20 protein-coding genes are annotated in these 24,743 nt (G+C 60.1%); 10 read left to right on the top strand and 10 right to left on the bottom strand.

What is annotated here, in order from left to right:
* Positions 1 to 678: a GNAT family protein gene (locus OGL93_RS15360; protein WP_263263666.1), complete on the top strand. Its 678-nt coding sequence runs from the start codon at positions 1 to 3 to the stop codon at positions 676 to 678.
* 196 nt (positions 679 to 874) lie between these two features.
* Positions 875 to 2,998, top strand: a complete 2,124-nt coding sequence (locus tag OGL93_RS15355) for a M48 family metallopeptidase (RefSeq protein ID WP_346659651.1) — start codon at positions 875 to 877, stop codon at positions 2,996 to 2,998.
* A gap of 115 nt (positions 2,999 to 3,113) precedes the next feature.
* On the opposite strand, the gene oadA is transcribed toward OGL93_RS15355, so the two are convergent.
* Positions 3,114 to 4,922: a sodium-extruding oxaloacetate decarboxylase subunit alpha gene (oadA, locus tag OGL93_RS15350; protein WP_263263665.1), complete on the bottom strand. Its 1,809-nt coding sequence runs from the start codon at positions 4,920 to 4,922 to the stop codon at positions 3,114 to 3,116.
* Positions 4,923 to 5,020: 98 nt separating this feature from the next.
* On the bottom strand, positions 5,021 to 6,436 hold the full coding sequence (locus OGL93_RS15345; protein WP_263263664.1) for an acetyl-CoA carboxylase biotin carboxylase subunit: 1,416 nt from the start codon (positions 6,434 to 6,436) through the stop codon (positions 5,021 to 5,023).
* Between the two features lie 158 nt (positions 6,437 to 6,594).
* On the opposite strand from OGL93_RS15345, the gene OGL93_RS15340 reads away from it, so the two are divergent.
* On the top strand, positions 6,595 to 7,536 hold the full coding sequence (locus tag OGL93_RS15340) for a LysR family transcriptional regulator (protein WP_276583551.1): 942 nt from the start codon (positions 6,595 to 6,597) through the stop codon (positions 7,534 to 7,536).
* Here the strand turns inward: OGL93_RS15340 and OGL93_RS15335 are convergent.
* The 3 genes from OGL93_RS15335 to OGL93_RS15325 all read right to left on the bottom strand — a co-directional run bounded on the left by OGL93_RS15335 (position 7,499) and on the right by OGL93_RS15325 (position 11,627).
* Positions 7,499 to 7,699 carry a hypothetical protein gene (locus OGL93_RS15335; protein ID WP_263263663.1) on the bottom strand — a complete coding sequence of 67 codons (201 nt, stop codon included), beginning with the start codon at positions 7,697 to 7,699 and terminating at the stop codon, positions 7,499 to 7,501. The genes OGL93_RS15340 and OGL93_RS15335 overlap by 38 nt on opposite strands.
* A gap of 100 nt (positions 7,700 to 7,799) precedes the next feature.
* Complete coding sequence (gene hexR, locus OGL93_RS15330) at positions 7,800 to 8,666, bottom strand: transcriptional regulator HexR (protein ID WP_181111152.1); 867 nt, start codon at positions 8,664 to 8,666, stop codon at positions 7,800 to 7,802.
* Between the two features lie 75 nt (positions 8,667 to 8,741).
* Entirely contained in the window at positions 8,742 to 11,627 is a 2,886-nt protein-coding gene (locus OGL93_RS15325; RefSeq protein WP_263263662.1) for an EAL domain-containing protein, read from the bottom strand.
* Between the two features lie 162 nt (positions 11,628 to 11,789).
* Between OGL93_RS15325 and uvrD the strand changes: the two genes are divergently transcribed.
* From uvrD to OGL93_RS15310, 3 genes are all read left to right on the top strand, one after another.
* Positions 11,790 to 13,976 carry a DNA helicase II gene (gene uvrD, locus OGL93_RS15320; RefSeq protein WP_263263661.1) on the top strand — a complete coding sequence of 729 codons (2,187 nt, stop codon included), beginning with the start codon at positions 11,790 to 11,792 and terminating at the stop codon, positions 13,974 to 13,976.
* A 184-nt stretch (positions 13,977 to 14,160) separates the two neighbouring features.
* Entirely contained in the window at positions 14,161 to 15,015 is an 855-nt protein-coding gene (locus tag OGL93_RS15315; RefSeq protein WP_263263660.1) for a Tim44 domain-containing protein, read from the top strand.
* Between the two features lie 120 nt (positions 15,016 to 15,135).
* Positions 15,136 to 15,543 (top strand): SMI1/KNR4 family protein, encoded by a 408-nt coding sequence (locus OGL93_RS15310; RefSeq protein WP_263263659.1) that lies wholly within the window; start codon positions 15,136 to 15,138, stop codon positions 15,541 to 15,543.
* Positions 15,544 to 15,561: 18 nt separating this feature from the next.
* Here the strand turns inward: OGL93_RS15310 and OGL93_RS15305 are convergent, their stop codons facing one another.
* On the bottom strand, positions 15,562 to 17,325 hold the full coding sequence (locus tag OGL93_RS15305; protein ID WP_263263658.1) for a cation:proton antiporter: 1,764 nt from the start codon (positions 17,323 to 17,325) through the stop codon (positions 15,562 to 15,564).
* A 192-nt stretch (positions 17,326 to 17,517) separates the two neighbouring features.
* On the opposite strand from OGL93_RS15305, the gene OGL93_RS15300 reads away from it, so the two are divergent.
* On the top strand, positions 17,518 to 18,003 hold the full coding sequence (locus OGL93_RS15300) for an acyl-CoA thioesterase (RefSeq protein WP_263263657.1): 486 nt from the start codon (positions 17,518 to 17,520) through the stop codon (positions 18,001 to 18,003).
* Positions 18,004 to 18,005: 2 nt separating this feature from the next.
* Here the strand turns inward: OGL93_RS15300 and pdxY are convergent, their stop codons facing one another.
* On the bottom strand, positions 18,006 to 18,872 hold the full coding sequence (gene pdxY / locus OGL93_RS15295; RefSeq protein ID WP_263263656.1) for a pyridoxal kinase PdxY: 867 nt from the start codon (positions 18,870 to 18,872) through the stop codon (positions 18,006 to 18,008).
* Positions 18,873 to 18,988: 116 nt separating this feature from the next.
* Here pdxY and OGL93_RS15290 point away from each other — a divergent pair, with 116 nt between their 5' ends.
* Positions 18,989 to 19,378, top strand: coding sequence for a DUF3301 domain-containing protein (locus OGL93_RS15290; protein WP_263263655.1), 390 nt, complete (start codon positions 18,989 to 18,991; stop codon positions 19,376 to 19,378).
* Here the strand turns inward: OGL93_RS15290 and OGL93_RS15285 are convergent, their stop codons facing one another.
* Entirely contained in the window at positions 19,379 to 20,326 is a 948-nt protein-coding gene (locus OGL93_RS15285) for a CobW-like GTP-binding protein (RefSeq protein WP_263263709.1), read from the bottom strand.
* A gap of 25 nt (positions 20,327 to 20,351) precedes the next feature.
* On the opposite strand from OGL93_RS15285, the gene OGL93_RS15280 reads away from it, so the two are divergent.
* Entirely contained in the window at positions 20,352 to 20,699 is a 348-nt protein-coding gene (locus tag OGL93_RS15280) for an NADH:ubiquinone oxidoreductase (protein WP_263263654.1), read from the top strand.
* 18 nt (positions 20,700 to 20,717) lie between these two features.
* On the opposite strand, the gene OGL93_RS15275 is transcribed toward OGL93_RS15280, so the two are convergent.
* Positions 20,718 to 21,245, bottom strand: a complete 528-nt coding sequence (locus tag OGL93_RS15275; protein WP_263263653.1) for a DUF3617 domain-containing protein — start codon at positions 21,243 to 21,245, stop codon at positions 20,718 to 20,720.
* Positions 21,246 to 21,370: 125 nt separating this feature from the next.
* Between OGL93_RS15275 and cls the strand changes: the two genes are divergently transcribed.
* Positions 21,371 to 22,810, top strand: coding sequence for a cardiolipin synthase (cls, locus tag OGL93_RS15270; protein WP_263263652.1), 1,440 nt, complete (start codon positions 21,371 to 21,373; stop codon positions 22,808 to 22,810).
* A gap of 99 nt (positions 22,811 to 22,909) precedes the next feature.
* Here cls and glmS read toward each other — a convergent pair whose 3' ends face one another.
* Positions 22,910 to 24,742: a glutamine--fructose-6-phosphate transaminase (isomerizing) gene (gene glmS, locus OGL93_RS15265; protein WP_263263651.1), complete on the bottom strand. Its 1,833-nt coding sequence runs from the start codon at positions 24,740 to 24,742 to the stop codon at positions 22,910 to 22,912.
* Position 24,743 lies beyond the last annotated feature (1 nt).

Here is a 24,743-nt window from a genome sequence, read left to right as displayed (position 1 = left end):
ATGGTAACCCCCGCAATGATCTGGAAACCGGTCAAGGCCCCCATCGCTCAAACCATCGAAGGGGAATATATTCGCCTGGAAAAACTCGTACCTGCCCGTCACAGCGAAGACCTGTGGGAGGTGCTCCAGGGGCCTGAGGCTGATCCGGTGTTCTGGGACTTCTTGCCCTACGGCCCCTTCAATAACCGCGAAACCTTCGATATTTGGCTCGATGGCTATGCCATCAGTAATGACCCACTGGGGTTTTGCGTGGTGGACAAACACACCGGCAAGGCCGAAGGCGTGCTGAGTTTAATGTCCATCGTGCCGGCACACGGGCGGCTCGAGGTTGGCCACGTGGCCTTCGGCGCCCCCATGCAACGCACCCCCAAGGGTACGGAGGCGATCTACCTTCTGGCGCGCCAAGTGTTCGACGCCGGTTATCGCCGTCTGGAGTGGAAATGCGATAACCGCAACCAACGCTCGCGGCGCGCGGCAGCCCGCTTCGGCTTCACCCCCGAAGGCGTGTTCCGCCAACACATGGTGGTCAAGAACCATAACCGCGATACCGCATGGTTTGCGATTCTCGACTCTGAATGGCCGCCCATCAAAGAGGCTTTCGAGGCGTGGCTTGCGCCGGAAAACTTCAAGGATGGCAAGCAGGTGAAAACGCTGGAACAGCTGCGCGGCGTTGCATAGGGCCAAGCGCCCGTGGAGTCCAGCAACAGTCGCATCCTTTTCATTTTGAAGGTATAAAGCCCCCCGCGTAACGTTTCCCCCTAGGCAGGCAGCCTGGGCGTGTTGCGCAGTCGTGCACGGACCTCCAGGTCTTTGTGAAAAGGAATTTGCGGTCGCATGGGCCTTCTTGTGGCCGCGCTGTTGCTGGGCTTGCCTCATGAAACACCTTAAGTTATTCGCGGTACTTGTTCTTCTTCCTCTCTGCCTGGGCGCGCTCGGCGCCTGGCAACTGCAACGCGGCATCGACGATAACCAGGAGCGGGCGGCCACACTGGCCTACCTCCAAAGCATCCTGCCGGAAATCGAAGCACTCGATGCCAAGCCAAGTGCGCAATTCATCGACATTGACGGGGTTTCTGTTTCCACAGGGATCGCGTTATCGCAGATTCGCGAAACCGAACACGACCTCCATACGCTGCAGCCAATAGGCGCGTCGAGGGTTTTGCTGGCCAAAGCCTCTATCGCCCTGGGCCTGCTTGCCGCGATAGTGGGTGCGGCTGGTCTGTTCGCCTTGGGGCTGGCGGCACGCCAAGCGCTCCGTTCACGGGATCAACTGCTCAGCGCCTTCGTGCTGGTTCGCAAAGCGTTACCCCTAGTGCTGGTGGGTCATATCACTGCCTTGACCGCCGCGGCTGCCTCGGCGGTTATCTTCGAAGGTCTAGGGGTGTGGCATGAGGGCCACATGGATGCGGGCGAATTCAAGCTGATGCTATGCATGTTCGTGGCAGCGTTTTGCCTCTTGTATACGATCTGGGAGTTGGCCAAGCAGCTCAAGGTCATGCTGGCCATGTTCGAACCCACGGCGATGGCGGTGCTAGGCGAAGCGGTGACGCTGGAGCAAGCGCCTGCCCTATGGGCTTATGTAGGAGGCCTGGCCGAGCGGCTGGGTGCGATCAAACCGACCCATATCATCGTGGGTATGGATGGCGGCTTTTACGTCACCTCCAGCGACATCGAATTGAAGCCCTCCGGTACCCTGATCCAAGGCTGCACCTTGCATGTGCCTATTGCCTACCTGGGCTTGCTTGACACGGCTGAAACCAGCGCGGTCATTGGCCATGAACTGGGGCATTTCGTGGGCGCCGACACGGCGTACAGCTTGAAATTCGTACCCATTCATGACGGCATCAGCCGCAGCCTGGGCGTGATCGCCGACAACATGGCCTACCTCGACAGGCTGCAGCGCTGGCTTATGCAGCCCGCCTTCATGCTGGGCCTGTATTTCATGGAGCGTTTCGAGCATGCGGTTGGCCATTGGAGCCGGGTTCGAGAGCTCGCCGCTGATGCCGCGGGCGCGCAACTGGTAAGCAATGCCGCCGCCGCCTCGGCGCTGATGCGTATCACCGCTATCGACCCCCTGCTGGAGCATTGCCTGGCCAGCCATCGTTCCCGCGCGGCCAACCTGGCCGAGGGGGAAGCTGCCACGCCGGACCTCCCCACCGCGGTGATCAAGGAGCTGGCCGAGAAGACCTTGACCCTGCCTAGCGAAGAAATGGCCATCCGCCTACCGCATCCGACGGATACCCATCCCAGCAACGGCGAACGCCTGGCGGCATTAGGGGTTGCCGCCGACGCCGTGACGAGCGAAGCCACTCGACCCGTAGGCGCGGTGCAGGCTCATGCCGCGTTGCAGGAGTACTTCGCCGATGCGGCGGCGTTGCAGGCGCGGTTGACCGAGGCGTACCTCGGCCACTACACCAGCCAGGATGCATCCATCGTGGCGCACTTGCGGGATACGGCCCAAGCCGTGACGGAGAATGTGGCGCTGCACGAAAGTGGCCGGATAAGAGGAAAGATCGTATTGGCCCTCAGCGGCTTATTCACGCTGCCAGCCATTGCGCTTCCACTGCTGCCCACCTTGTCACCGCAGGTAGCGGATCATGCCGCTACGTTCTATGGGGGCGGTGCGGTAATGGCGGCCATCGCAGCGGGCGCGGTACTGATGGCCATGCGCACATTGCGCAGGGCGAACGTAACCGCGCTGGTGCTCACGCCTACGCAGTTCATTTTTGCCAACCTCAAGGCGCCGGTGCCCACCGATCATATCGAGGACTTCAGCATCACCCTGGCTCGCGGGGTTTTCCTGACGCTGCTGATCACCAAGGATGCTCCGTTACCGGAACTCGCCTCACGCTCATTCTTTGCCCCTAACGCCGTCATTGATCCGAAGAAGCGCCTGGTTCGCTTGGCGCTCATGGATTTCTGCCGCAACGACAAAACTCAAGGTCAGCGACTTGGCGGAGTTGGTCGGGTCCTATGTCAATGCTGCCCAGGCGCGTAGCTTGTTGCGGCAACGTTTCGAGCGGCAGGAGCACGGCGAGGCTGCATGAACGGCTCTAGAGCCAGGTTAAAAAAAAGGGGAGCCGAAGCTCCCCAGAGGTAACCTTCAGTGCTGGTCAGGCTTCGATTTCGATCAGCACTTCGCCCGGCGTTACGCGATCACCCTTGGCAACGTGAATGGTGCGCACGGTCCCGGCGATAGGTGCCTGGATTTCGGTTTCCATTTTCATTGCCTCGGTGATCATCACAGCTTGCCCCGCCTTGACCTGATCGCCTTCCTTCACCAGCACTTCCACGATATTGCCGGGCATGGTGGTGCTTACGTCGCCCGGCGCGCTGGCCTGCTTGCGCTTGCCTACGCCGCCGCCGACGAATTCATTCAGCGGTTCGAACACGACCTCTTCGGGCATGCCATCGATGCTCAGGTAGAAATGCCGCTTGCCTTCGGCTTTCACGCCCACGCCGGTGATATCCACTCGGTAGGTTTCACCGTGCACGTCGATCACGAACTCGGTCGGCACGCCCTCGCCTTTTGCCGAAGCCACCGCGCCGGCTTCGGGGATCGGCAACAAGGCCTCTGGCTTGAGAGTGCCGGCCTTGCGCTCTTCCAGGTATTTGCGCCCGATGTCCGGGAACATCGCACAGGTGAGCACGTCTTCTTCGCTGTTCGCCAGTTCACCAACGTCCGCCCGCAGCCGAGCCATTTCTGGTTTCAAGAGGTCAGCCGGGCGCACGTCTATCACGTCTTCGCTGCCGATGGCCTGCCGGCGCAAGGTCTCGCTAACCGTGCCCGGTGCCTTGCCGTAGCCGCCTTGCAGGTAAAGCTTCACCTCGTTGGTGATGGTTTTGTAGCGCTCGCCGGCCAGCACATTGAAGAACGCCTGGGTACCGACAATCTGCGAGGTCGGAGTCACCAGCGGCGGGTAACCGAGGTCTTCGCGCACCCGCGGAATTTCAGCCAGCACTTCGTTCATGCGGTTGAGCGCGCCCTGCTCCTTGAGCTGGTTGGCCAGGTTGGAAATCATCCCGCCGGGAACCTGGTTGACCTGCACACGGGTGTCGACCGAGGTGAATTCGCTTTCGAACTGGTGGTACTTCTTGCGCACCGCATAGAAGTACAGGCCGATTTCCTGAAGCAGCTCCAAGTCCAGGCCGGTGTCGTATTCGCTGCCCTTGAGCGCAGCGACCATGGACTCGGTCCCCGGGTGGCTGGTGCCCCAGGCCAAGCTGGAAATGGCCGTATCGATATGGTCGGCGCCGTTTTCCACAGCCTTGAGCTGGCACATCGCAGCCAAGCCAGCGGTGTCATGGGAATGGATGAATACCGGCAGGCTCTGTTCGGCCTTGAGCGCGCGGACCAGCTCGCCAGTGGCATACGGGGTCAGCAGCCCGGCCATGTCCTTGATAGCGACCGAATCACAACCCATGGCTTCCATCTGCTTGGCCTGCTCGACAAAGGCCTTGACCGTATGCACCGGGCTAGTGGTGTAGGCAATGGTGCCTTGGGCATGCTTGCCCGCGGCCTTCACTGCTTCGATGGCCACGCGCAGGTTGCGGATGTCATTCATCGCATCAAAGATGCGGAACACGTCAATACCATTGGCCGCCGCACGTTCAACGAACGCCTGTACCACGTCGTCACTGTAGTGCCGGTAGCCGAGTAGGTTCTGCCCACGCAGCAGCATCTGCAAACGGGTATTGGGCAGGGCCGCGCGCAGCTGGCGCAGGCGCTCCCACGGGTCTTCCTTGAGGAAGCGTACGCAGGCATCGAAGGTCGCTCCCCCCCAGACTTCCAGCGACCAGTAGCCGACTTTGTCGAGCTTGTCGCAGATCGGCAGCATGTCTTCAGTGCGCATCCGCGTGGCCAGCAGAGACTGATGGGCGTCGCGCAGAATGGTGTCGGTTACAAAGATCTTCTTAGCCATTTCAAACTCCTTGGAGCGGCAAGTTCCAAGCTACAAGCTGCAAGTAAAAGCCCCTTCGCTTCTGCTTTAGCTTGCCGCTTACAGCTGCCGCTGCGTATTCATAGGCCGGCGTGGGCGGCGATCGCGGCGGCAATGGCCAGGGCCAACTCTTCGGGCTTGCGCTTGATCGAGTATTGGGTCAGTTCCGGGTGGCTTTCGACGAAGCTGGTGTTGAACTGCCCACTGCGAAACTCCGCATTGCGAAGAATTTCCTGGTAATAGGCGGCGGTGGTCTTTACCCCCTGCACGCGCATGTCATCCAGCGCCCGCAGGCCGCGGTCGAGCGCTTCCTCCCAGGTCAGCGCCCATACCACCAGCTTCAGGCACATGGAGTCGTAGAACGGCGGGATGGTATAACCGGTGTAGATCGCCGTGTCGGTTCGAACACCCGGGCCGCCTGGGGCGTAGTAACGGGTGATCTTGCCGAAACTGGGGAGGAAGTTGTTCTTCGGATCTTCGGCGTTGATCCGGAACTGCAAGGCGAAGCCGCGATGCTGGATGTCTTCCTGCTTCACCGACAAAGGTAAGCCGGAGGCGATGCGAATCTGCTCGCGGACGATATCCAGGCCGGTGATCTCCTCGGTGATGGTGTGTTCCACCTGCACCCGGGTGTTCATCTCCATGAAATACACCTCGCCCTCGGCGAGAAGAAATTCCACGGTGCCGGCGTTCTCGTAGTTGACCGCCTTGGCCGCACGCACGGCCAGGTCGCCAATATAGGCGCGCTGCTCAGGAGTTAGCTGTGGGCTAGGGGCGATCTCGATCAGCTTCTGGTTGCGCCGCTGGATCGAGCAGTCCCGCTCGAACAGGTGGACCACGTTACCGTTGCTGTCCCCCAACACCTGCGCCTCGATGTGCTTAGGGTTGACGATGCATTTTTCCAGGAACACTTCGGCCGAACCGAACGCCTTGGTCGCTTCGGAAATCACCCGCGGGAATGCTTGCTCCAGTTCCTCGCGGCTGTTGCAGCGGCGGATACCACGACCGCCTCCACCCGAGGTCGCCTTGAGCATCACCGGGTATCCGATCCGCTCGCCCTCACGCAGGGCCTCGGCCAGGTCGGCCACATTGCCCTCGGTGCCTGGGGTTACTGGCACCCCTGCCGCGATCATGGTGCGGCGCGCTTCGGTTTTATCGCCCATGCGGCGAATGACTTCTGCCGAGGGGCCAATGAACTTGATTCCGCGCTGGGCGCAAATTTCCGCGAGTTCGGCGTTTTCCGAAAGGAAACCGTAGCCCGGGTGCAGCGCGTCGCAGCCTGTTTCCACGGCCAGGTTCACCAGCTTGCGCGGGTTCAGATAGCCCGCCAGGGGCTCGGCGCCGATGTTATGGGCTTCGTCGGCCCGCTTTACGTGCAAGGCATGGCGGTCGGCATCGGCGTAGATCGCAACCGAACGAATACCCATCTCGGCACACGCCCGCACGATACGGACCGCGATTTCGCCTCGGTTGGCGATGAGGATCTTTTTTATCACTTGGCTTTCCCTCGTCCATTAAGGCAACGCAGTGCCTCAATGCTTGAGCAGGCACTCTGGCACCCTAACCGCGCCCAACGATAAAGAAAAATCAGAGTTTGTTGGGCTACCCATTAGTAAAACCTTATAGTACGGCCTTCGCCCTCAGGACCCTGGCCATGCGTAAATCCTTGATGCGCCTTACACTGCGCCAGCTGCGGGTGTTCAACGAGGTCTGCGACCTGCGCTCATTCAGCCGCGCCGCCGAGGAAATGGCCCTGACCCAGCCGGCGGTAAGCCTGCAAATTCGCCAACTCGAGGAGGTCATCGGCCAGCCCTTGTTCGAGTACGTCGGCAAAAAGCTTTATCTCACCGAGGCTGCCCAGGCCCTGCAGAGCGCCAGCCGCGACATCTTCGGATGCCTCGAAAGCTTCGATATGCAGCTCTCCGACCTGCAAGGCTCATTGCAGGGCCAGCTCAAGCTGGCAGTGGAATCGAGTGCCAAATATTTCCTCCCGCACCTGTTCGCCGCCTTCAAACGCAAGCATCCGGAAGTCAGCCTGGTACTTAGCGTAGTTAATAGGGCCCAAGCTTTGCGGCGTTTGGCGGACAATCGCGACGACCTGCTGATCATGTCTTTGGTGCCCTCGGACATGGACCTGGAGTTCGTGCCATTCCTGACCAACGAGATCATCGCCGTCGCCCCGTCGGAGCATCCGCTGTGCCAGGCAGAACAGCTGCGCTTGCAGGCCCTGGAGCCGTGGCCGCTACTGGTGAGAGAAGTGGGGTCCGGGACGCGAATGGCGTGCGAGGCCTTCCTCAAGGAGAAGCGTGTGCATTTTGGGCAAACCCTGGAGGTCGGGTCCGCCGAGGCTCAGCGCGAAGCAGTGGTGGCAGGGCTTGGGCTGGCACTGTTGAGCCGCCATGGCGTGGTGGGTGAACTGCGCAGTGGCACGCTGCGAGAGCTGCCAGTGGCTGAACTGCCATTGCGCCGCAGTTGGTGCCTGGTGCGAGCCAAAGCCAGGCGGCCGTCACCGGTGGCGGCAGCCTTCCTGGCGTTTATCGGCGAAGAACGGCAGCAGCTCAGTAGCCTGGCTGAACGCTTCGCCCGCTGTCCATAGCGCCTGCCTGCCAGGCGTGCAGCTCGGGATAGTCGAGAATCTGGGCTAGCAGCCGGCGTTCGTCGGTACGGCTTTCAATGGCCCGGCGAAATGCCATACGCCGCGCATCTTCTTCCTGGCGGCGGGTCTTGCTGTTGCCTTGCCCTTCATAGGAACGCGCCATGTTGCCTGTCTCCCAATGGGTTGCGAGAGCTACAGCATGGCCAGGCGGCATTAAACTTTGAGGGCACGACGATGACGGCCGTATGACACGGCGGCGCGGGTTATTCGTCCGGGTGCTTGATCGACTTTGGCGAAAGACGAAGGCTGCGCAAGCTGCGCTTGACGCTCTTGAGGTGGTTGACCAGCGTGGGCCCACGCGCCATGGCAACGCCCATGGCGAGCACGTCGATCACCACCAGGTGCGCAATGCGCGAGGTCAGCGGAGTGTAGATCTCAGTGTCTTCGTGCACGTCGATCGCCAGGTTGACCGTAGACAATTCGGCCAGGGGCGTCTGGCTCGGGCACAAGGTAATCAGCGAGGCACCGGTTTCGCGCACCAGGTTCGCGGTAATCAGCAGATCCTTCGAGCGCCCAGATTGAGAAATGCAGACCGCAACGTCACCCGGTTGCAGGGTTACCGCAGACATCGCCTGCATATGCGGGTCGGAATACGCCGCGGCGGTGAGCAGCAGGCGGAAGAACTTGTGCTGGGCGTCGGCCGCGACCGCCCCGGAAGCACCGAAGCCGTAGAACTCCACCCGACGTGCTTGCGCCATCGCCGTTACCGCGCGTTGCAAGGCCTGGGCGTCGAGGTGTTCGCGCACTTCCATCAGGGTATGCAAAGTGGTGTCGAAGATCTTCAGGCTGAAATCCGCTACCGAGTCGTCTTCGTGGATGGCGAATTGGCCGAAGCTGGCACCCGCAGCGAGGCTTTGCGCCAGTTTCAGCTTCAGGTCCTGGAACCCCGTGCAGCCGATGGCCCGGCAGAACCGCACAATGGTCGGCTCGCTGATGCCGACGTTGTGGGCTAGGTCCGCCATGGAGCTATGCATCACAGCCGCGGGATCGAGCAAAACGTGATCGGCGACCTTCAGCTCCGACTTGCGCAGGAGATGGCGGGATTGGGCGATGTGTTGCAGAAGGTTCAAAGGACAGGACTCATTTTGTGTCGGGCAGGGCCACGGTTTTTTGTAGTTATACTACAAGGGTTGCTGCAGGCCCAGTCAAACAAGGGGCACCCCCTCGTTGCCTCGGACTACCAACCATTGCTGGAACTCAGCCGCCGGCACGGGCCGGCCAACCAAATAACCTTGAACCTCGTCGCAGCCCTGGGCTTGCAACACCTGTAGCTGCGCGGCTGTTTCGACGCCTTCGGCAGTCACTTTCAGGCCAAGACCATGGGCCATGGTGATGACCGCCTGGGTGATGGCGGCATCCGCAGTGCTTTCTCCCAGCTCGCAAACGAAAGCCTGATCGAGTTTTACGTAGTCCACCGGCAGCCTTTTAAGGTAGCTGAGCGCGGAGTACCCGGTGCCGAAGTCGTCGATGGCGAGCTTCACGCCCAACTCCCGCAACTGGGCGAAGGTCGCATGTATGGCGCTGATATTATCCAGCCACTGGCTTTCGGTAAGCTCCAGCTCCAGCAGCGTGGGCGCCAACCCGCTCTCGGCCAGCACCTGCCGCACCAGGCTTACCAGGTTGCCGTAGCGCAACTGCTGCCCGGACAGGTTGACCGAAATGCGCAGGTCCCCCAGGCCGTTGCGCTGCCATTCCCGCGCCTGACGGCACGCCGTACGCAACACGAACTCGCCGATAGCCGTGATCTGGCCGGTTTCCTCGGCCAGTTCGATAAAGGCATCCGGGGCGATCAACCCGCGCTGTGGATGGCGCCAGCGCACCAGTGCTTCGACCCCGCCAAGGGTGTCGCTGGCGAGGTCCAGCTTCGGCTGATAGAACACTTCCAGCTGGCGCAGCTCCAGCGCGCGGCGCAACTGGTGTTCGAGCTGTAACCGGTCGTGGGCGTCGGCCTGCATCGACTCGGTATAGAACTGGAAGCCATCGCCGCCCAGGCGCTTGGCCTGCTGCATGGCGATGTCAGCCTGGTTGAGCAGTACCGCACCCTCCCGTGCCGTGTCCGGCAGCAGGCTGATGCCAATGGAAGCGGTGATGATCAGTTCGTGATCGTCCAGGCGCAGCGGCACTCGGATTTTCGCCAACAGCCGCGTAGTCACCCGGATAAGGCTCGACAGGCTGGTGTAGGCATCGAACAGCACCGCGAATTCATCGCCCGCCAGCCGCGCCACAGTGTCCGCTTCGGGCAAGGCCGCGCCAATGCGCTTGGCTATCTGGCGCAAGACAATGTCAGCGGCATCATGCCCGAAGCTGTCATTGAGCAATTTGAAGCGGTCCAGATCGATGTGCAGCAACGCCAGGCTGCGGCCATTGTGGCGCAGGCGCTGGCAGGCGTCGTGGAGGCGCTGGCGGAACAGCCCGCGGTTGCCGAGGCCGGTCAGTTCGTCGTGGTAGGTCAGGTAGTGCAGGCGCTCTTCGGAGGCCCGCCGCGAAGACAGGTCAGAACAGAACACCACTACCCGATTCAACGCACCCTGCTCGTCAATGATCGCGCTGACCTGCAACCACTGCGGGTAGAGCTCGCCGTTATGTCGTGCCTCAACCACCTCCCCCTGCCAGCCGCCACGTTCCAGCAGCGCTTGGTGGATCTGCGGGAACTGACGCCGCAGATCTCGGCTACACGGCAGCTCCAGCAGGGGCTCGCCCACACAAGCGGCGGGGGTATATCCGGTGATGTGAGTGAATGCCTGATTGATCGCCAGCACCACGAACTCGGGGTCGAGCACCACGATGCCTTCGCTCATTGCTTCGAACACGGTGGCGGCCAGGCGCTGCTGTTCTTCCTGGCGCTTGAACCGAGTGATGTCGCGGCGCGTACCCAACATGCGCAATACACGCCCGCCGGGGGTTCGCTCCACAGCCCGGCCACGGTCCTCGACCCAAAGCCAACGGCCGTCGCTGTGGCGGATCCGGTATTCAACGCGGTAATCGTCCGTACGGCCCTTGAGGTGTGCGATGAGGGTTTGCTTGAGGGCGGGAAGGTCGTCCGGATGTAGGCGAGGCCGCAGGTGCTTGAGTAAAATGGGCGTGTCTTGCTGGGGAATGCCGAACAGCCGTTCCAGCTCGGTGTGATGAACTTCATCGGTGCGCAGGTCCCAGTCCCACAACCCCAACTCGCTGGCTTCCAAGGCCAGCGCCAGGCGTGCCTGGCTCTTGCTCAGCGCCTGATTCGCCTGGTCGAGTTGCCGGCTCCGCTGGGCAACGTGTTCCTCCAGATGCGCCTGAATGGCTCGCAACTCTTGCTCAGCCGCACGCCGGCGCTCCATTTCTTCAGTCATTTCCCGGTTCAGGCGGGAAATGACTGCCTGTTCTTCACGCAAGCTGGCGATCAGCGCCTGATTCTGGAAGCGCCTGAGCAAGCTACGCTCTATCAACCGGTTCACCTGCCAGGCAACAACGCACAGCGACGCCAGCAATGCCAACCCGAGCCAGGCCCAGCCGCGCTGGTGCAACCCACCATTAAGAAAGAGCCAGGCAATGGGCGGCCCCAGGCAGGGCACTACAAAACTGAGAAAAGCAGTGAAGCTCACTGCATAGGCGATGCTTGCCGACAGCGCGGCGGCGCCAAGCAGGCCAAAAATCCACGCCTGCTGCAAGAAACTATCGAAAGGCGCCAGGAGGATGGCTGCCCCGGCAAGGGTAAGGCCGCTGGCGGCGGAGCCCAGCAGGAACATCCGACGCCAAATGAGCGCGGCTTGGCGGTTCGGCATGGCGGAATCGAACGCGGCGACCTGGATGACTCGCAAGGCGACCAGGGTCATCAGCCAGGTCAACCATGCACTGACTAACACATGATGCCCGGGTGTCCAGAGGATCCAGGAACATACGAGCCCGGTCAGCAACATCAGCAGCGTGGGAACCAGAGAGCCCTGGTACAGCAGGCGAGTGCGCTCCACCGCCAGGCTTGCGGAAAAATCGGTATCCAACGCGCGCCCTACAGGCGTCACCCGACCCGGCGAGCGGTGTTCAAGGGCCATAGGCTTATTCTTATTCAGACCTTAATCATGCATGGCAGCATACACAAGATTTGCCCGAATGCAGCCGATGGCTCTTTGCCTGCTATTCGGGGTTTCCGCCGTTGGCCAGCCGGTCGTAAGCGGCGTTTGCTCAAGGTTGTCCCCGCACCCTAGAATGCCGCCATGCATGACGACCTCTCCCTTCTGCTTAATTCGCTCAACGATGCCCAACGCCAGGCGGTAGCCGCCTCCGTGGGACGTCAGTTGGTTCTGGCCGGCGCTGGCTCCGGCAAAACCCGTGTGCTGGTGCATCGCATCGCCTGGCTGATGCAGGTGGAACATGCTTCCCCGCATTCCTTGCTGGCAGTGACCTTCACCAATAAGGCTGCGGCTGAGATGCGCCACCGCATCGAGCAGCTGATGGGCATCAGCCCTGCCGGAATGTGGGTGGGGACCTTCCACGGCCTTGCCCACCGCCTGCTGCGCGCCCATTGGCAGGAAGCCAAGCTGCAACAGAACTTCCAGATCCTTGATAGTGACGACCAGCAACGGCTGGTCAAGCGGGTCATCCGCGAGCTCGGCCTCGATGAGCAGAAATGGCCGGCGCGCCAGGCGCAGTGGTTCATCAATGGCCAAAAAGACGAGGGGTTGCGCCCTGCGCATATTCAGCCCAACGGCGATCTTTTCCTGGCGACCATGCGCGGTATCTACGAGGCTTACGAAGCGGCCTGCGAGCGAGCCGGGGTCATCGACTTTTCCGAACTGCTTTTGCGAGCGCTGGACCTGTGGCGGGACAACCCCAGCCTGTTGGAGCATTACCAGCGGCGCTTCCGCCACGTGCTCGTAGACGAATTCCAGGACACCAACGCGGTGCAGTACGCTTGGCTTCGCTTGCTGGCCAAGGGCGGCCAAAGCCTGATGGTGGTCGGCGACGACGACCAGTCCATCTATGGATGGCGCGGCGCGCGTATCGAGAACATCCGTCAGTACACCAGCGACTTCCCCGACGCCGAGCTGATCCGCCTGGAGCAGAATTACCGCTCTACTGCCGGCATCCTTAACGCTGCCAACGCGTTGATCGCCAATAACAGCGGCCGCCTGGGCAAGGAACTCTGGACCGACGGCGGAGACGGCGAACCCATCAGCCTCTATGCCGCATATAACGAGCACGACGAAGCCCGTTATGTGGTGGAAACCATCGAAAGCGCGCTCAAGACGGGCCTGGCCCGCAGTGAGATCGCTATTTTGTATCGCTCCAACGCCCAGTCCCGGGTACTTGAAGAAGCGTTGCTGCGCGAGCGTATCCCCTACCGTATCTATGGCGGCCAGCGGTTCTTCGAGCGCGCGGAAATCAAGAACGCCATGGCCTACCTGCGTTTGCTCGACGGCAGGGCCAACGACGCAGCACTCGAGCGCGTTATCAACGTGCCACCGCGCGGCATTGGGGAAAAGACCGTCGAAGCGATCCGCCAACATTCCCGCCAAGCGCAAGTGTCCATGTGGGAAGCCATGCGCCAGCTGGTTGCCAACAAAGGGCTGACAGGTCGCGCGGGCAATGCGCTGCAAGCTTTCATGGACCTGATCGAAGACCTGGTCGCGCGCACCGAGACCATGCCGCTGCATGTGATGACCCAAACGGTGATCGAACACGCTGGGCTGATCGTCTTCCACCAAGAAGAAAAAGGCGAAAAAGGCCAGGCTCGGGTAGAAAACCTTGAGGAGCTGGTCAGCGCTGCGCGTAACTTCGAAAACGCCGAGGGTGAGGAAGACCTGTCACCGCTGGCGGCGTTCCTCGGTCATGCATCGCTGGAAGCCGGCGATACCCAGGCCGAGGAGCATGAAGACAGCATTCAGCTGATGACGCTGCACAGCGCCAAGGGCCTTGAGTTCCCGTTCGTGTTCTTGGTGGGGATGGAAGAAGGGTTGTTCCCCCACAAGATGAGCCTGGAAGAGCCAGGCCGCCTGGAGGAAGAACGCCGGCTGGCTTATGTGGGCATCACCCGGGCCATGCAGCAGTTGGTGATGACCTACGCCGAAACCCGCCGCCTGTACGGCAGTGAAACCTACAACAAGGTTTCACGCTTCGTGCGTGAGATTCCCGCAGCCCTGCTTAAGGAAGTACGCCTGTCCAACAGCGTCAGCCGACCCTTCGGCGGGCCGGCCAAGCCCAATATCGGCAGCATCTTTGGCCAGGCCGGCATTCCGGATACGGTGTTCAACCTAGGCCAGCGGGTTCAGCATGCGGTGTTTGGCGAAGGGATCATTCTCAACTTCGAAGGCGCTGGCGCCCAGGCCCGGGTACAGGTCAACTTTGCCGAAGGCAGCAAATGGCTGATGCTCGGCTATGCCAAGCTGGTGCCTCTGGACTGATACTTGCGCCTTCTTTGGCTTTGGTAATGAAATGTCCTGCACGCTGGAATTGCCCTTCTTACAAAAGGGCATCCGACCTGTAGGAAATTTCCGTAAAAGCCGGAAACAATCTCCTGCTGGCTATCCCCCCTACCGGCGTGCACCATGCCCAACGCTATGTCCATTAAGGGATGGGAATGCCTCCATGCAACGTTTTCTAAGCATCGCCTTGGCGCTCTGCCTCAGCCTGTCGCTGAGCCTCGACGCCAATGCCGCCAAACGCTTCGGCGGCGGCAAGTCCTTTGGTGCCGCGCCGAGCCATCAAACCCGTCAGGCCGCGCCTTCGCAACCTAACGCAACCACCCCCGCACAGCCAGGTCGTGCGCCCGGCGCACCCAGCGGCGCATCTCGCTGGCTCGGCCCTTTGGCCGGTATCGCGGCCGGCGGATTGCTTGCCTCCATGTTCATGGGTGACGGGTTCGAAGGTTTCCAATTCCTGGACTTCCTCCTCCTGGCACTGGTCGCTTTCATCATTTTCCGCCTCGTCGCTTCGCGGCGCCGCAAACAACAGCCGCAGATGGCGATGGCAGGCCATCCGGCCTACGAGCGTGAAGCTCAGCCGGCGAGCCCATCCACCTCTCCCTTCGGCACTGCCAGCGCGGCGCCGGTACGGCAGGCCATCCAGGCGCCTGCCTGGTTCAACGAGCAGAATTTCCTAGGCGCCGCCCGTGAACATTTCCTGGCCCTGCAGCAACACTGGGACGCTAACGAAATGGGCAAGATAGCCGAGTTCGTGACCCCGCAAATGCTGCAATTCTTGCAACAGGAACGGGCGTCCTTGGGCGATGGCTACCAGTCCACCTACATCGATAACCTTCAAGTCCAGCTCGACGGCATCGATGACCGCCCTGATAGAACCATCGCTACCCTAACCTTTACCGGTGTGTCCAAAGATTCCCGCTTCGACCAAGGTGAAGCCTTCAGCGAGAGCTGGAACATGGAGCGGCAACAAGGTGAAAATCAGCCTTGGCTGATCGCAGGTATCCGCCAGAACAGCTAGCTGTCACCGCTCGGCGCTCAAAACCCCGGATTTTCACATCCGGGGTTTTGCTTTTTGGGGTATGGATTAATATCGTGGGAGCAAATACGCCCTCCGTTTCCAAGGCATAGGTCAGTCACCGTGGAAGAAGTCATTGAACAACTCCGAGAAGCCAACGAACCGGTACCGGTTCCGCTGGAGTTACCCGACGAAGATCTCCTGGTCGAGGTGGAAGAGCAGCTCTTCATCAACATTCCTTTCGTATTCAAGGAGTTCCTGCTCACCGTCAGTGACGTTGTGTACGGCAGCCTAGAGCCGGTCACCGTAACCGACCCGCAGTCGCATACTTACCTGCCGGAAGTAGCCGCTACCGCGTGGGACCAGGGTGTACCTCGGGAGCTTATCCCCATCTGTCAGCACGGCGAGGACTACTACTGCGTCGAAGAAGACGGCACGGTCGTGCTATGGAGCGCCGAGGAAGAACTGGTCACGGAAGAAAGCTGGGAGTCGGTGTGGCACTGGGCGCGGGACGTCTGGCTGGAAAGCTAAGCCAGCGCCCCTCTGGGTTCAATGCTCGCTATGGCTGCCCGGGCTGTCCAGCGTCTCTACCAACGCCGTTTGCATACGCGCATGTATGCGAATCAGCCAGCGCCAGAACAGCGCTGCGAAAACGACCATGGCTGCACCCACCAGCATAAGCATTTCGCGGGTTGGGAGGATGCTGGCCGATAGCGCGGCCAAGAGAAATAGAATCAACCCCAGGAACACCACAGGAATGACCTGCGCCATCAGCTGGCGCAGTCGTTCGGTATGTCGGCCCGCAAGGGGTGGCCTCACGCCAGCCTGCGCGAGTAAGAGGGACAGCGCCCCAAGCTTGCGATAGGCCGCGACCAAAAACGGCATGGAGAGCACCAGCGCCATGGCACAGAGCACACCTTTCTGGCCTTCCTCACCTGGTAACCAAGGTTGCAGCCACTGGCCGATATCCGGGGCGAAGTGAGCGCAAGTGAAGAATATGGCTACCACCAGGGCCAGGTTCACGCCCACATGCATCAAGATACGCCGCACTATTGCGGCGAATGCCGCCCGCTGGCCTTGCAGGCCAATCCCCCGCAGCCATTCCCCATAGGTCCCGAACACCTTGGCCAAAGGTGCTGGTATCCAGCGGGCCAGCTGTATGGCGAATGGGTCTGCGGCGCGTATCAGGTAGGGGGTAAGCAAAGTGGTGATCGCTGAAACCGCGACTGCCACCGGGTATAGGAAATCGCTAGTGACCTCCAAAGTCATGCCAAGCGCGGCAATGATGAAGGAGAACTCGCCGATCTGCGAAAGCCCCATGCCCACCCGTAAAGACGTCCGCCCATCATTACCTGCCAGGAACGCACCGAGGCTACATGAAATCACTTTACCTATGACCACCGCCGCAGTGATGGCCACGATTGGCACGGCGTATTCAACCAACACCCGCGGCTCGATCATCAGCCCAATCGCCACAAAGAAGATCGCGCTGAACATGTCTCGTAGAGGCTCCACCAGCCGCTCGACCTTCCGATGGTGAGTGGATTCGGCCATGATCGCGCCGATCAGGAATGCACCTAGAACCATGCTGTAGCCCAGTTTGACTACCAGCAGGCAGAACCCGAAGCACAGCCCCAGAACGACTACCAGCAACATTTCATCGCTTTCGCTTTTAGCTACATATGCCAGCAAGCGCGGCACCAGCAAGATGCCGACTACCAGCGCCACCACCATGAACAACCCCAGCTTGCCAACGGTGGCCAGCACCTCCCCGGAACTCACGGACCCACTCACGGCAATACCCGACAGCAGCGCGATGATGCCGATGCCAAGGATGTCTTCGACGATCAGTACACCAAAGATCAGCTGCGCAAAGCGCTGATGCTTCATGTTCAGATCGTTGAGTGCCTTGACGATGATGGTGGTTGAGGAGATGGCAAGGATCGCACCCAGGAACAATGCATCCATGGTGCCCCAGCCAAAGGCATGGCCAATCTCATAGCCCACCCAGATCATCAAGGTGATCTCCAGCAGGGCCGCGACGAAGGCCGTGGCGCCAACCTTGAATAGCTTGCGCAGGCTGAATTCCAATCCCAGACAGAACATCAGGAATACCACGCCCAGCTCCGCCAGGATCTTGATGGTATCTTCATCATGGATGAAGCCGAACGGTGGGGTATGCGGGCCGATGATGAAGCCTGCGGCGATGTAACCGAGCACGACAGGCTGTTTGAGACGATGGAAGATCACCGTGACGATCCCGGCAACCAGCATGATCACGGCCAGGTCCTGAATGAAGGCGATAGCGTGCACTTTGGTACACTCCGGTCGTAGGAAAAGTGCCCACCCTAACACCGCTTGGAAGGTACCCGACGGCTTGGCAATATGCCGAAACAGAGTTGCACTGAACAACGCTAGTAAAGTGTAAGGGGCAGTGACGGATCACCCGAACATCGCGTCAGCACTCTGTAGCCCGATAGGCCCTTTTACTCACGCGAGCACACTATGGAACCTGGAAACGCTCAGTTGACGATGACCGTACTGATGACCCCGGATATGGCAAATTTTTCCGGTAACGTTCATGGCGGCACACTGCTCAAGTACTTGGACGAGGTGGCCTACGCCTGCGCTAGCCGCTATGCCGGGCGTTATGTGGTCACGCTATCGGTCGATCAAGTGATTTTCCGCGAGCCTATCCACGTGGGAGAGCTGGTCACTTTCCTAGCCTCGGTGAACTACACGGGCAATACCTCGATGGAGGTGGGCATCAAGGTAGTGACGGAAAACATTCAGCAGCGCAGTGTGCGGCACACCAACAGCTGCTTCTTCACCATGGTGGCCATGGACGAGCAACGGCGGACCGCCCCGGTGCCACCGCTTACCCCACAGACCAGCGAAGAAAAGCGCCGCTTCGCCCAGGGCCGTCAGCGACGGCAGATCCGGCAGGAACTGGAGCAGCGTTATCAGGAGCTCAAAGCCGACGGCGTGTGAGGCTACAGCCGGGTCGCCTCGAAGATCACACGCGGATGAGCGATCCGGTCCTGCGCCCTTATCAGCTGCAGCTCGTAGCTGGCGCAGGCCTGGGTTTCCAGCATCACCTCATGCACCGCCGCCGCGGTGAACTCGAACGCGGCAACTGGCTCGTCTCCCAACAACAGGCGAGAAATGAACAGCCCAGAGGTCAGATCCCCAACGCCTACCGGCTGGCGTGGGAACGCCAGTAAGGGGCGGCGCAGATGCCAGCTGCCCGAGGCTGTTACCAGCAGCATCTCGAAATCCTGGGGCTGTTTGTCTCGATAGGAAAGGTGCTTGACCATTACCATTTTCGGGCCGCGTTCGAGCAATGAACGGGCCATGGCCACACAGTCCTGAAGCGTTTCGGCAGTGCGGCCTAGAAAGGTGTTTAGCTCTAGCTGGTTAGGGCAGAGCACGTCAGCCCGCGGCAGGGCGCCTGCGAGCAGAAAATCAGTGACCTCTGGCGCCACGACACAACCTTTTTCAGCGTGCCCCATCACGGGATCGCATATGTAAAGGGCTCGCGGGTTAGCGGCCTTTACCGCTGCCACAACTTCGAGAATCGCCTTGCCCTGTTCAGAGCTGCCTAGATAACCGGAAAGTACGGCATCGCAGTTGCCCAACTCGCCAATGGTCGCAATACCGCGTACCAGCTCAGGAATTTGCTGAGCGGGCAACACATCTCCAGTCCACTGACCATACTGTGTGTGGTTGGAAAACTGCACCGTGTTGAGTGGCCACACATTTACCCCAATGCGCTGCATTGCAAACACCGCCGCACTGTTGCCGGCGTGGCCAAATACCACGTGGGACTGAATGGCGAGCAGATGAGGGGTGCGTTTCATTGGATATTCCAGAGCATCAAAGGCGGTTTCGGATGTCCTATATTGCGTGAAAAGCGTGCTGTACGACAGACCGGGCAGGCAGTTAAGCTGAGCGAGTCCAGATGGAGCTTTTGTCGATGTTAACCCTCGAAAATCTTGCCGTGCTCTTGGTGTTGGCGTGTGCTGGGGCTTGGTTCTGGCACAACCATGGGCTGAGGGAAAAAGCCTTGGCGAAGGTGCGAACTCATTGCAGCAACCTCGACCTCGATCTGCTTGATGACAATGTCGCCTTCAAGCGTTTCGCACTCGTCCGTGACGCCAAGGGCCGCAAGCGTTTCGCCCGCGTGTACGGTTTTGAGTTCACCGTTACCGGCGAACAACGCCACCCTGGCACCATCACCCAGTTCGGCCCTCACTCGGCGCACATCGAACTGGCGCCCTACCCATTCGAGATCAAAAAGCACCCCACCGCCGAGATCATCGAGCTCAGCGAGTGGCGACAGACCCACAAGCGCACTCGGCCCTGACTAGAGCGCCAGCAGGCAGGCTTCCCACTCTCTGGCGAGCTGCTCGGCGTGCAACTCAGATTGCCGGGCGCTGAAAATCAACTCAAGCCGGCTATCACGACGCCATTCACTGGGCCGCCATTTGGGCTCATGCCCTGCAAGCACGTTTGCCGACTGCCACCCCTGCGGGCTGTGGATAATCATCTTTGCACGCGCCCACGGCCATCTTTTTAGAAAGGCCTCAACCCCTTCCAGGTCGATCAACTGCTCTGGCGCCGCGCACCAGCCGATGCTCCACGCTTGCTCGGGGGAAGATCCGCGTTCGAGCCCCAAAAGGGCCGTCGACGCGGGACGGAAGTGTGGTCGAGCTGGCGGCGTTGGGTCGGCCGGGCTTGTGGACATTTCTAGCCAGTCCAGTTGACCCTGGGTTATCCACAGCCCCGGGTGTCCAATACGGTGTTCAACGGCGGCTCGTTGATCCGCTGGAACCGCGTCGGCCTTGTTGATGACGAGGACATAAGCGCCTGTTAACGCTGCCTGTACCCTGCCAGGCAGCTCGCCGCCTTCACGAAGCGCCAGGCCATCGAGCACCACCACCAACGGCTGTAGGTCCAATACGCCAGCCCAAGGCGCGGCCTGTAATTGCTGAAACAGCATCTGCGGGTGGCTCAGGCCCGAAAGTTCTATAAGCAGGCGATCAGGCTTGGCGCTTCGAATAAGACGGCTCAATGCGACAGTAAAAGGCGCCCCATTGACACAGCACACGCAACCGCCCGTGATCTGCGCGACTGCGATACCATTCGTGTCAGCTTGCAAAAGCGCTGCGTCTAATCCGATGTCGCCGAATTCGTTAACCATGACGGCCCAATGTTCAGCGGCAGGACGCTGGCGCAGCCAGTGCTGAACTACCGTGGTTTTACCGGCGCCCAGCGGCCCAGCTAGCACATAGGTAGGAATATTTTTAAACATGCCTGTTTTACGCAGCGTTGCCCGGATGGGCGTCATCATCCTCTCGATGAGCGTATCCCTACAAGCCTTTGCCCAGGCCTGTGTAGTGCATAGCCAAGGTGATCATCTAGACGTCAAGGTGTGCCAGGAAAACCGCAATATTCCGGAGCATCTATTCACCGAGGGCTTCTGCAGGCCCCAATTGAAAGATCAGAAGGTCGAGGTCACCTATGTCGACCGCTGCCCTGCCGGTGCCTTTGGCATCTGCAACGATGCTCACGTCGACAATATGCCCTACCGGCAGGACGTTCATTATTACGGCGTCGCCAGCGACGCGCGCTTCCTGAAGCCGTTTTGTGAAACACGTAGCGCGGGGAAATGGACAACGCCTTGACGGATGTTCCACGTGGAACTATTGGCGAGGCTTTACCGTGCCGCAGTTAGCGCCTAACCAAACCGCTCGGGTTTGCATGCTTCCACGTTGATTGGTGCCGGTGGTATTAAAGGTTCCTGCCACCTGGGTTGTAAATTCTCGATCGTTAAGGAAAGTCGCTTCGCCCGCGCCTTGAGCTTTAGGGCAAGTAAAAGAGAACTTCCAGACGTTACCGTTCCGCTCAGTGATTCGTTGAGTACAACCGGACTGCGGATCTTGCAACGGTATGTCGTTCGCCTTGACCTGCTGTGGGGTGAGGCACGAACGAATGCCGTTACCACCTACGGTAATACCCTGTTTGGCGAGCATTTGCTCCATCATTGCCCGCTGTTCCGGCGGCAGGTTGCGCAACTGCCCAAGCATCAGCTGCATGTCCGGTAGGGGCTTGCCCTCGACTTCCATATTGCTAGTAGTCAATTCCCATAGCCCCGGCTGCAACATTTGCGCCTGAGCTTCTACCGCCACGCTCATCGCTGCCAACAGTGCAATCGCCCCAATTACCTTCATGTCCGGCTCCTCAATGTCCATCACTTGGACGTCATAGGGTGTCATATGTTGCAGCAAGCTGGGCTGCACATTTGAACTGCCCCATAGTCATAGACACATAACAAGCCAGGATGCATGGGCATTACATGGACACCCACAGCGCAGCGTTTTTCGGTTACCTGCTCGCAATTATCCACAGCGTTGGCGCTATCGCGGCCGTTCACGCTCTGCTAAGCGTGCGGACAGCGCAAGGCGCCATCGCCTGGGCGATGTCTTTGTTTTTCATTCCGTATTTCACCCTGTTGCCCTACCTGGTATTCGGCCGAAGCACCTTCGATGAATACATCGACGCGCGGCGCCAAGCGAATCGGGAGATGCAAGATGCCATTGCTCATCTGAATTGGCGCCCTTGGGTTGAGGAGGCACTGGCGGCCAAGGCATCGCCAGCGTATGCAGGCTTACGCGCCCTGCCGCGGCTTGGGCGGATGCCCTGCCTAGCGAACAATGCGGTGGGCCTGTTGATTAACGGAGAAGCCACCTTCCAGCACATTCTAGAGGCGATCCGGGAAGCAGAGCAGGTCATTCTCATCCAGTTCTTTATCATCCATGACGATCTGATCGGCCGACGCCTCCAGGCCGCACTGCTTGAAAAAGCCGGGCAAGGCGTAGCGATTCACCTGCTGTTCGACCGCATCGGCAGCCATGCCCTACCACGGCATTATGTGGATACGCTCAGGCGAGCCGGCATACAGGTTCATGCATTCTCGGCAGGAAGAGCGGGCTTGAATCGCTTTCAGGTCAACTTCCGCAACCATCGCAAGATTGTTGTTGTGGACGGTAAAATCGGCTTTCTGGGTGGCCATAATGTAGGCGACGAGTACCTAGGCGACCGCCCTCCACTGAGCCCATGGCGAGATACCCATGTGTGGGTTACCGGCCCCGCTGTAGCGTGCCTACAGGAAAGCTTTGCCGAAGATTGGTTTTGGGCCGCGCGTGAGCTTCCTCCCCTGCTGTTGCCTGAAGCCTATCCAGAAGAAGGCGCACTGTGCCAAGTGCTGCCCACCGGGCCAGCCGACCCGCAGGAGACCTGCGCGTTGTTCTTCATCGAAGCCATCAACAGCGCCCAGCGACGAGTGTGGATAACTTCACCGTATTTCGTCCCTGACGAGGCGGTATTCGCTGCCCTTAGGCTTGCAGTTATGAAAAACGTCGACGTACGGATATTGCTACCGTCTCGCCCCGACCACCGCGTGGTCTATGCGGCGTCCAGCCTGTATGCCAGCGAAGCCGTACGCGCCGGCATTCGTATCTTCCGATATCAGCCGGGGTTTCTGCATCAGAAGGTCGTGCTGGTGGACGACGACATCAGCGCGATTGGCAGCGCCAACTTGGACAACCGCTCCTTCCGCCTGAATTTCGAAGTTATGTTGCTGACCATTGATGCAGCGTTCACGGCAGAAGTCGCGGCCATGCTGGAAGAGGATTTCGCCCAGGCCAAGGAAATGACCGTGGCGGACAGTCGAAATACGCACCGGGTGTTAAAGCTTGGTATGAGAGTAGCTAGGTTGATTTCGCCGGTGTTATGAGCAGCCGACAGTATAGAAAAGAGTAACGGAGCCATTGGTGAATAGCCTTGGGAAATGAAGTCACATCCCCCAAAGCTCACCGAGATTACGCCGCCCTCCTCACTCCACCGTCACAGACTTCGCCAAATTCCGCGGCTGGTCCACATCCGTTCCCTTAAGCACAGCCACGTAATAGGACAGCAACTGCAGCGGCACGGTGTAAAGGATGGGTGCCAGTGCATCGATGATATGCGGCATTGCAACTACGGTAGTGCCCGGGCCGTTGCTCAGTTGTGCGTCGACGTCAGCAAACACCACCAGTTCACCACCGCGCGCACGCACTTCTTGCAGGTTGGATTTGAGCTTTTCCAGCAGCGCGTTGTTAGGCGCAACGGTGACTACCGGCATATCGGCGTCCACCAGTGCCAGTGGGCCGTGTTTGAGTTCGCCTGCCGGGTAGGCTTCGGCGTGAATGTAGGAGATTTCCTTAAGCTTTAACGCCCCTTCCATGGCCACCGGGAATTGCGCGCCGCGGCCGAGGAACAGGGTGTGGTGTTTTTCGGCGAACAGCTCGGCGACTTTTTCCACGGTGGTGTCCATGGCCAGCGCCTCGCCCAGGCGAACCGGCAACCGACGCAACTCCTCCACCAACAAGGCCTCGATGCCGTGCTCAAGCGAGCCCTGTACTTGCCCAAGGGCAAGAGTCATCAGCATCAGGCCCACCAGTTGAGTGGTGAACGCCTTCGTGGAGGCAACACCGATTTCCGGGCCCGCCTGGGTCAGCAGCGTAAGGTCGGATTCTCGCACCAAAGAGCTGATGCCGTTATTACAGATCGCCAGGCTCCCGACAAAGCCCATGGCCTTGCCATGCCGTAGCGCGGCCAGGGTGTCCGCGGTTTCGCCAGACTGGGAAATGGTCACGAACAGGGTGTCTTGCGGCACCACGACTTTGCGGTAGCGGAATTCGCTCGCCACTTCCACCTGGCAGGGAATCCCGGCCAGCCCTTCCAGCCAATACTTGGCAACCATGCCGGCGTGGTAGCTGGTGCCGCACGCCACGATCTGTACATTGCGCACCCGCTTGAACAGCGCCGGGGCGGTAGGGCCAAATGCTTCTACCAGCACTTGTTCATGACCCAGGCGCCCTTCCAGAGTGCGTTGCACGACCTTGGGCTGCTCATGAATTTCCTTGAGCATAAAGTGGCGGTATTCGCCCTTGTCTGCCGCTTCAGCGCCTTCATGGTACTGAACGACTTCGCGCTGGACTGGCTGGCCTTCCCGGGTCCACACCTGAATGGCGTTCTGGCGGATCTGAGCGATGTCGCCCTCCTCCAGGTACATGAACCGGTCGGTGACCTGCCGTAGTGCCAGCTGATCTGAAGCGAGGAAGTTTTCCCCGAGCCCCAGGCCGATCACGAGTGGGCTACCGCTACGAGCCGCCACGAGGGTGTCTGGCTCTGCCAGGCTGATCGCTGCCAGGCCATAGGCGCCATGAAGCTGGCTAACCGTAACGCCCAGCGCCTCGATCAGGCTGCCGGCGCTTTGCAGTTCGCGGTGCAGCAGGTGGGCGATGACTTCGGTGTCGGTTTCGGACTCGAACACATAGCCTTGGGAAGTGAGCGAGGCACGCAGGGGTTCGTGGTTTTCGATGATGCCGTTGTGCACCACGGCCAGGCCATTGGAAAAGTGCGGGTGGGCGTTGCGCTCATTAGGGGCGCCGTGGGTAGCCCAGCGAGTATGGGCGATACCCAAGCGCCCTATGAGCGGTTCCTCACGCAGCAGCGCTTCCAATTCACTGACCTTGCCGGAGCGGCGACCTCGCTCGAGGGTACCGGCGTTAGTGACCAACGCGACGCCGGCGCTGTCGTAGCCACGGTATTCCAGGCGCTTAAGGCCTTCGATCAAGATGGGCGAGACATTACGCTCTGCAATGGCGCCAACGATTCCGCACATA

Origin of the sequence: Pseudomonas sp. RIT-PI-S (genome assembly GCF_025642975.1) — a bacterium.
GTDB lineage: Bacteria > Pseudomonadota > Gammaproteobacteria > Pseudomonadales > Pseudomonadaceae > Aquipseudomonas.
This window is presented reverse-complemented; position numbering and strand designations above follow the sequence as displayed.

Bases quoted from the DNA above. Each gene is read 5' to 3' on its own strand.
- OGL93_RS15360 (WP_263263666.1), top strand. From the start codon at position 1: ATGGTAACCCCCGCAATGATCTGGAAACCGGTCAAGGCCCCCATCGCT.
- OGL93_RS15355 (WP_346659651.1), top strand. From the start codon at position 875: ATGAAACACCTTAAGTTATTCGCGGTACTTGTTCTTCTTCCTCTCTGC.
- oadA (WP_263263665.1), bottom strand. From the start codon at position 4,922: ATGGCTAAGAAGATCTTTGTAACCGACACCATTCTGCGCGACGCCCAT.
- OGL93_RS15340 (WP_276583551.1), top strand. From the start codon at position 6,595: ATGCGTAAATCCTTGATGCGCCTTACACTGCGCCAGCTGCGGGTGTTC.
- OGL93_RS15335 (WP_263263663.1), bottom strand. From the start codon at position 7,699: ATGGCGCGTTCCTATGAAGGGCAAGGCAACAGCAAGACCCGCCGCCAG.
- OGL93_RS15325 (WP_263263662.1), bottom strand. From the start codon at position 11,627: ATGGCCCTTGAACACCGCTCGCCGGGTCGGGTGACGCCTGTAGGGCGC.
- uvrD (WP_263263661.1), top strand. From the start codon at position 11,790: ATGCATGACGACCTCTCCCTTCTGCTTAATTCGCTCAACGATGCCCAA.
- OGL93_RS15315 (WP_263263660.1), top strand. From the start codon at position 14,161: ATGCAACGTTTTCTAAGCATCGCCTTGGCGCTCTGCCTCAGCCTGTCG.
- OGL93_RS15300 (WP_263263657.1), top strand. From the start codon at position 17,518: ATGGAACCTGGAAACGCTCAGTTGACGATGACCGTACTGATGACCCCG.
- pdxY (WP_263263656.1), bottom strand. From the start codon at position 18,872: ATGAAACGCACCCCTCATCTGCTCGCCATTCAGTCCCACGTGGTATTT.
- OGL93_RS15290 (WP_263263655.1), top strand. From the start codon at position 18,989: ATGTTAACCCTCGAAAATCTTGCCGTGCTCTTGGTGTTGGCGTGTGCT.
- OGL93_RS15285 (WP_263263709.1), bottom strand. From the start codon at position 20,326: ATGTTTAAAAATATTCCTACCTATGTGCTAGCTGGGCCGCTGGGCGCC.
- OGL93_RS15280 (WP_263263654.1), top strand. From the start codon at position 20,352: ATGGGCGTCATCATCCTCTCGATGAGCGTATCCCTACAAGCCTTTGCC.
- OGL93_RS15275 (WP_263263653.1), bottom strand. From the start codon at position 21,245: ATGAAGGTAATTGGGGCGATTGCACTGTTGGCAGCGATGAGCGTGGCG.
- cls (WP_263263652.1), top strand. From the start codon at position 21,371: ATGGACACCCACAGCGCAGCGTTTTTCGGTTACCTGCTCGCAATTATC.
- glmS (WP_263263651.1), bottom strand. From the start codon at position 24,742: ATGTGCGGAATCGTTGGCGCCATTGCAGAGCGTAATGTCTCGCCCATC.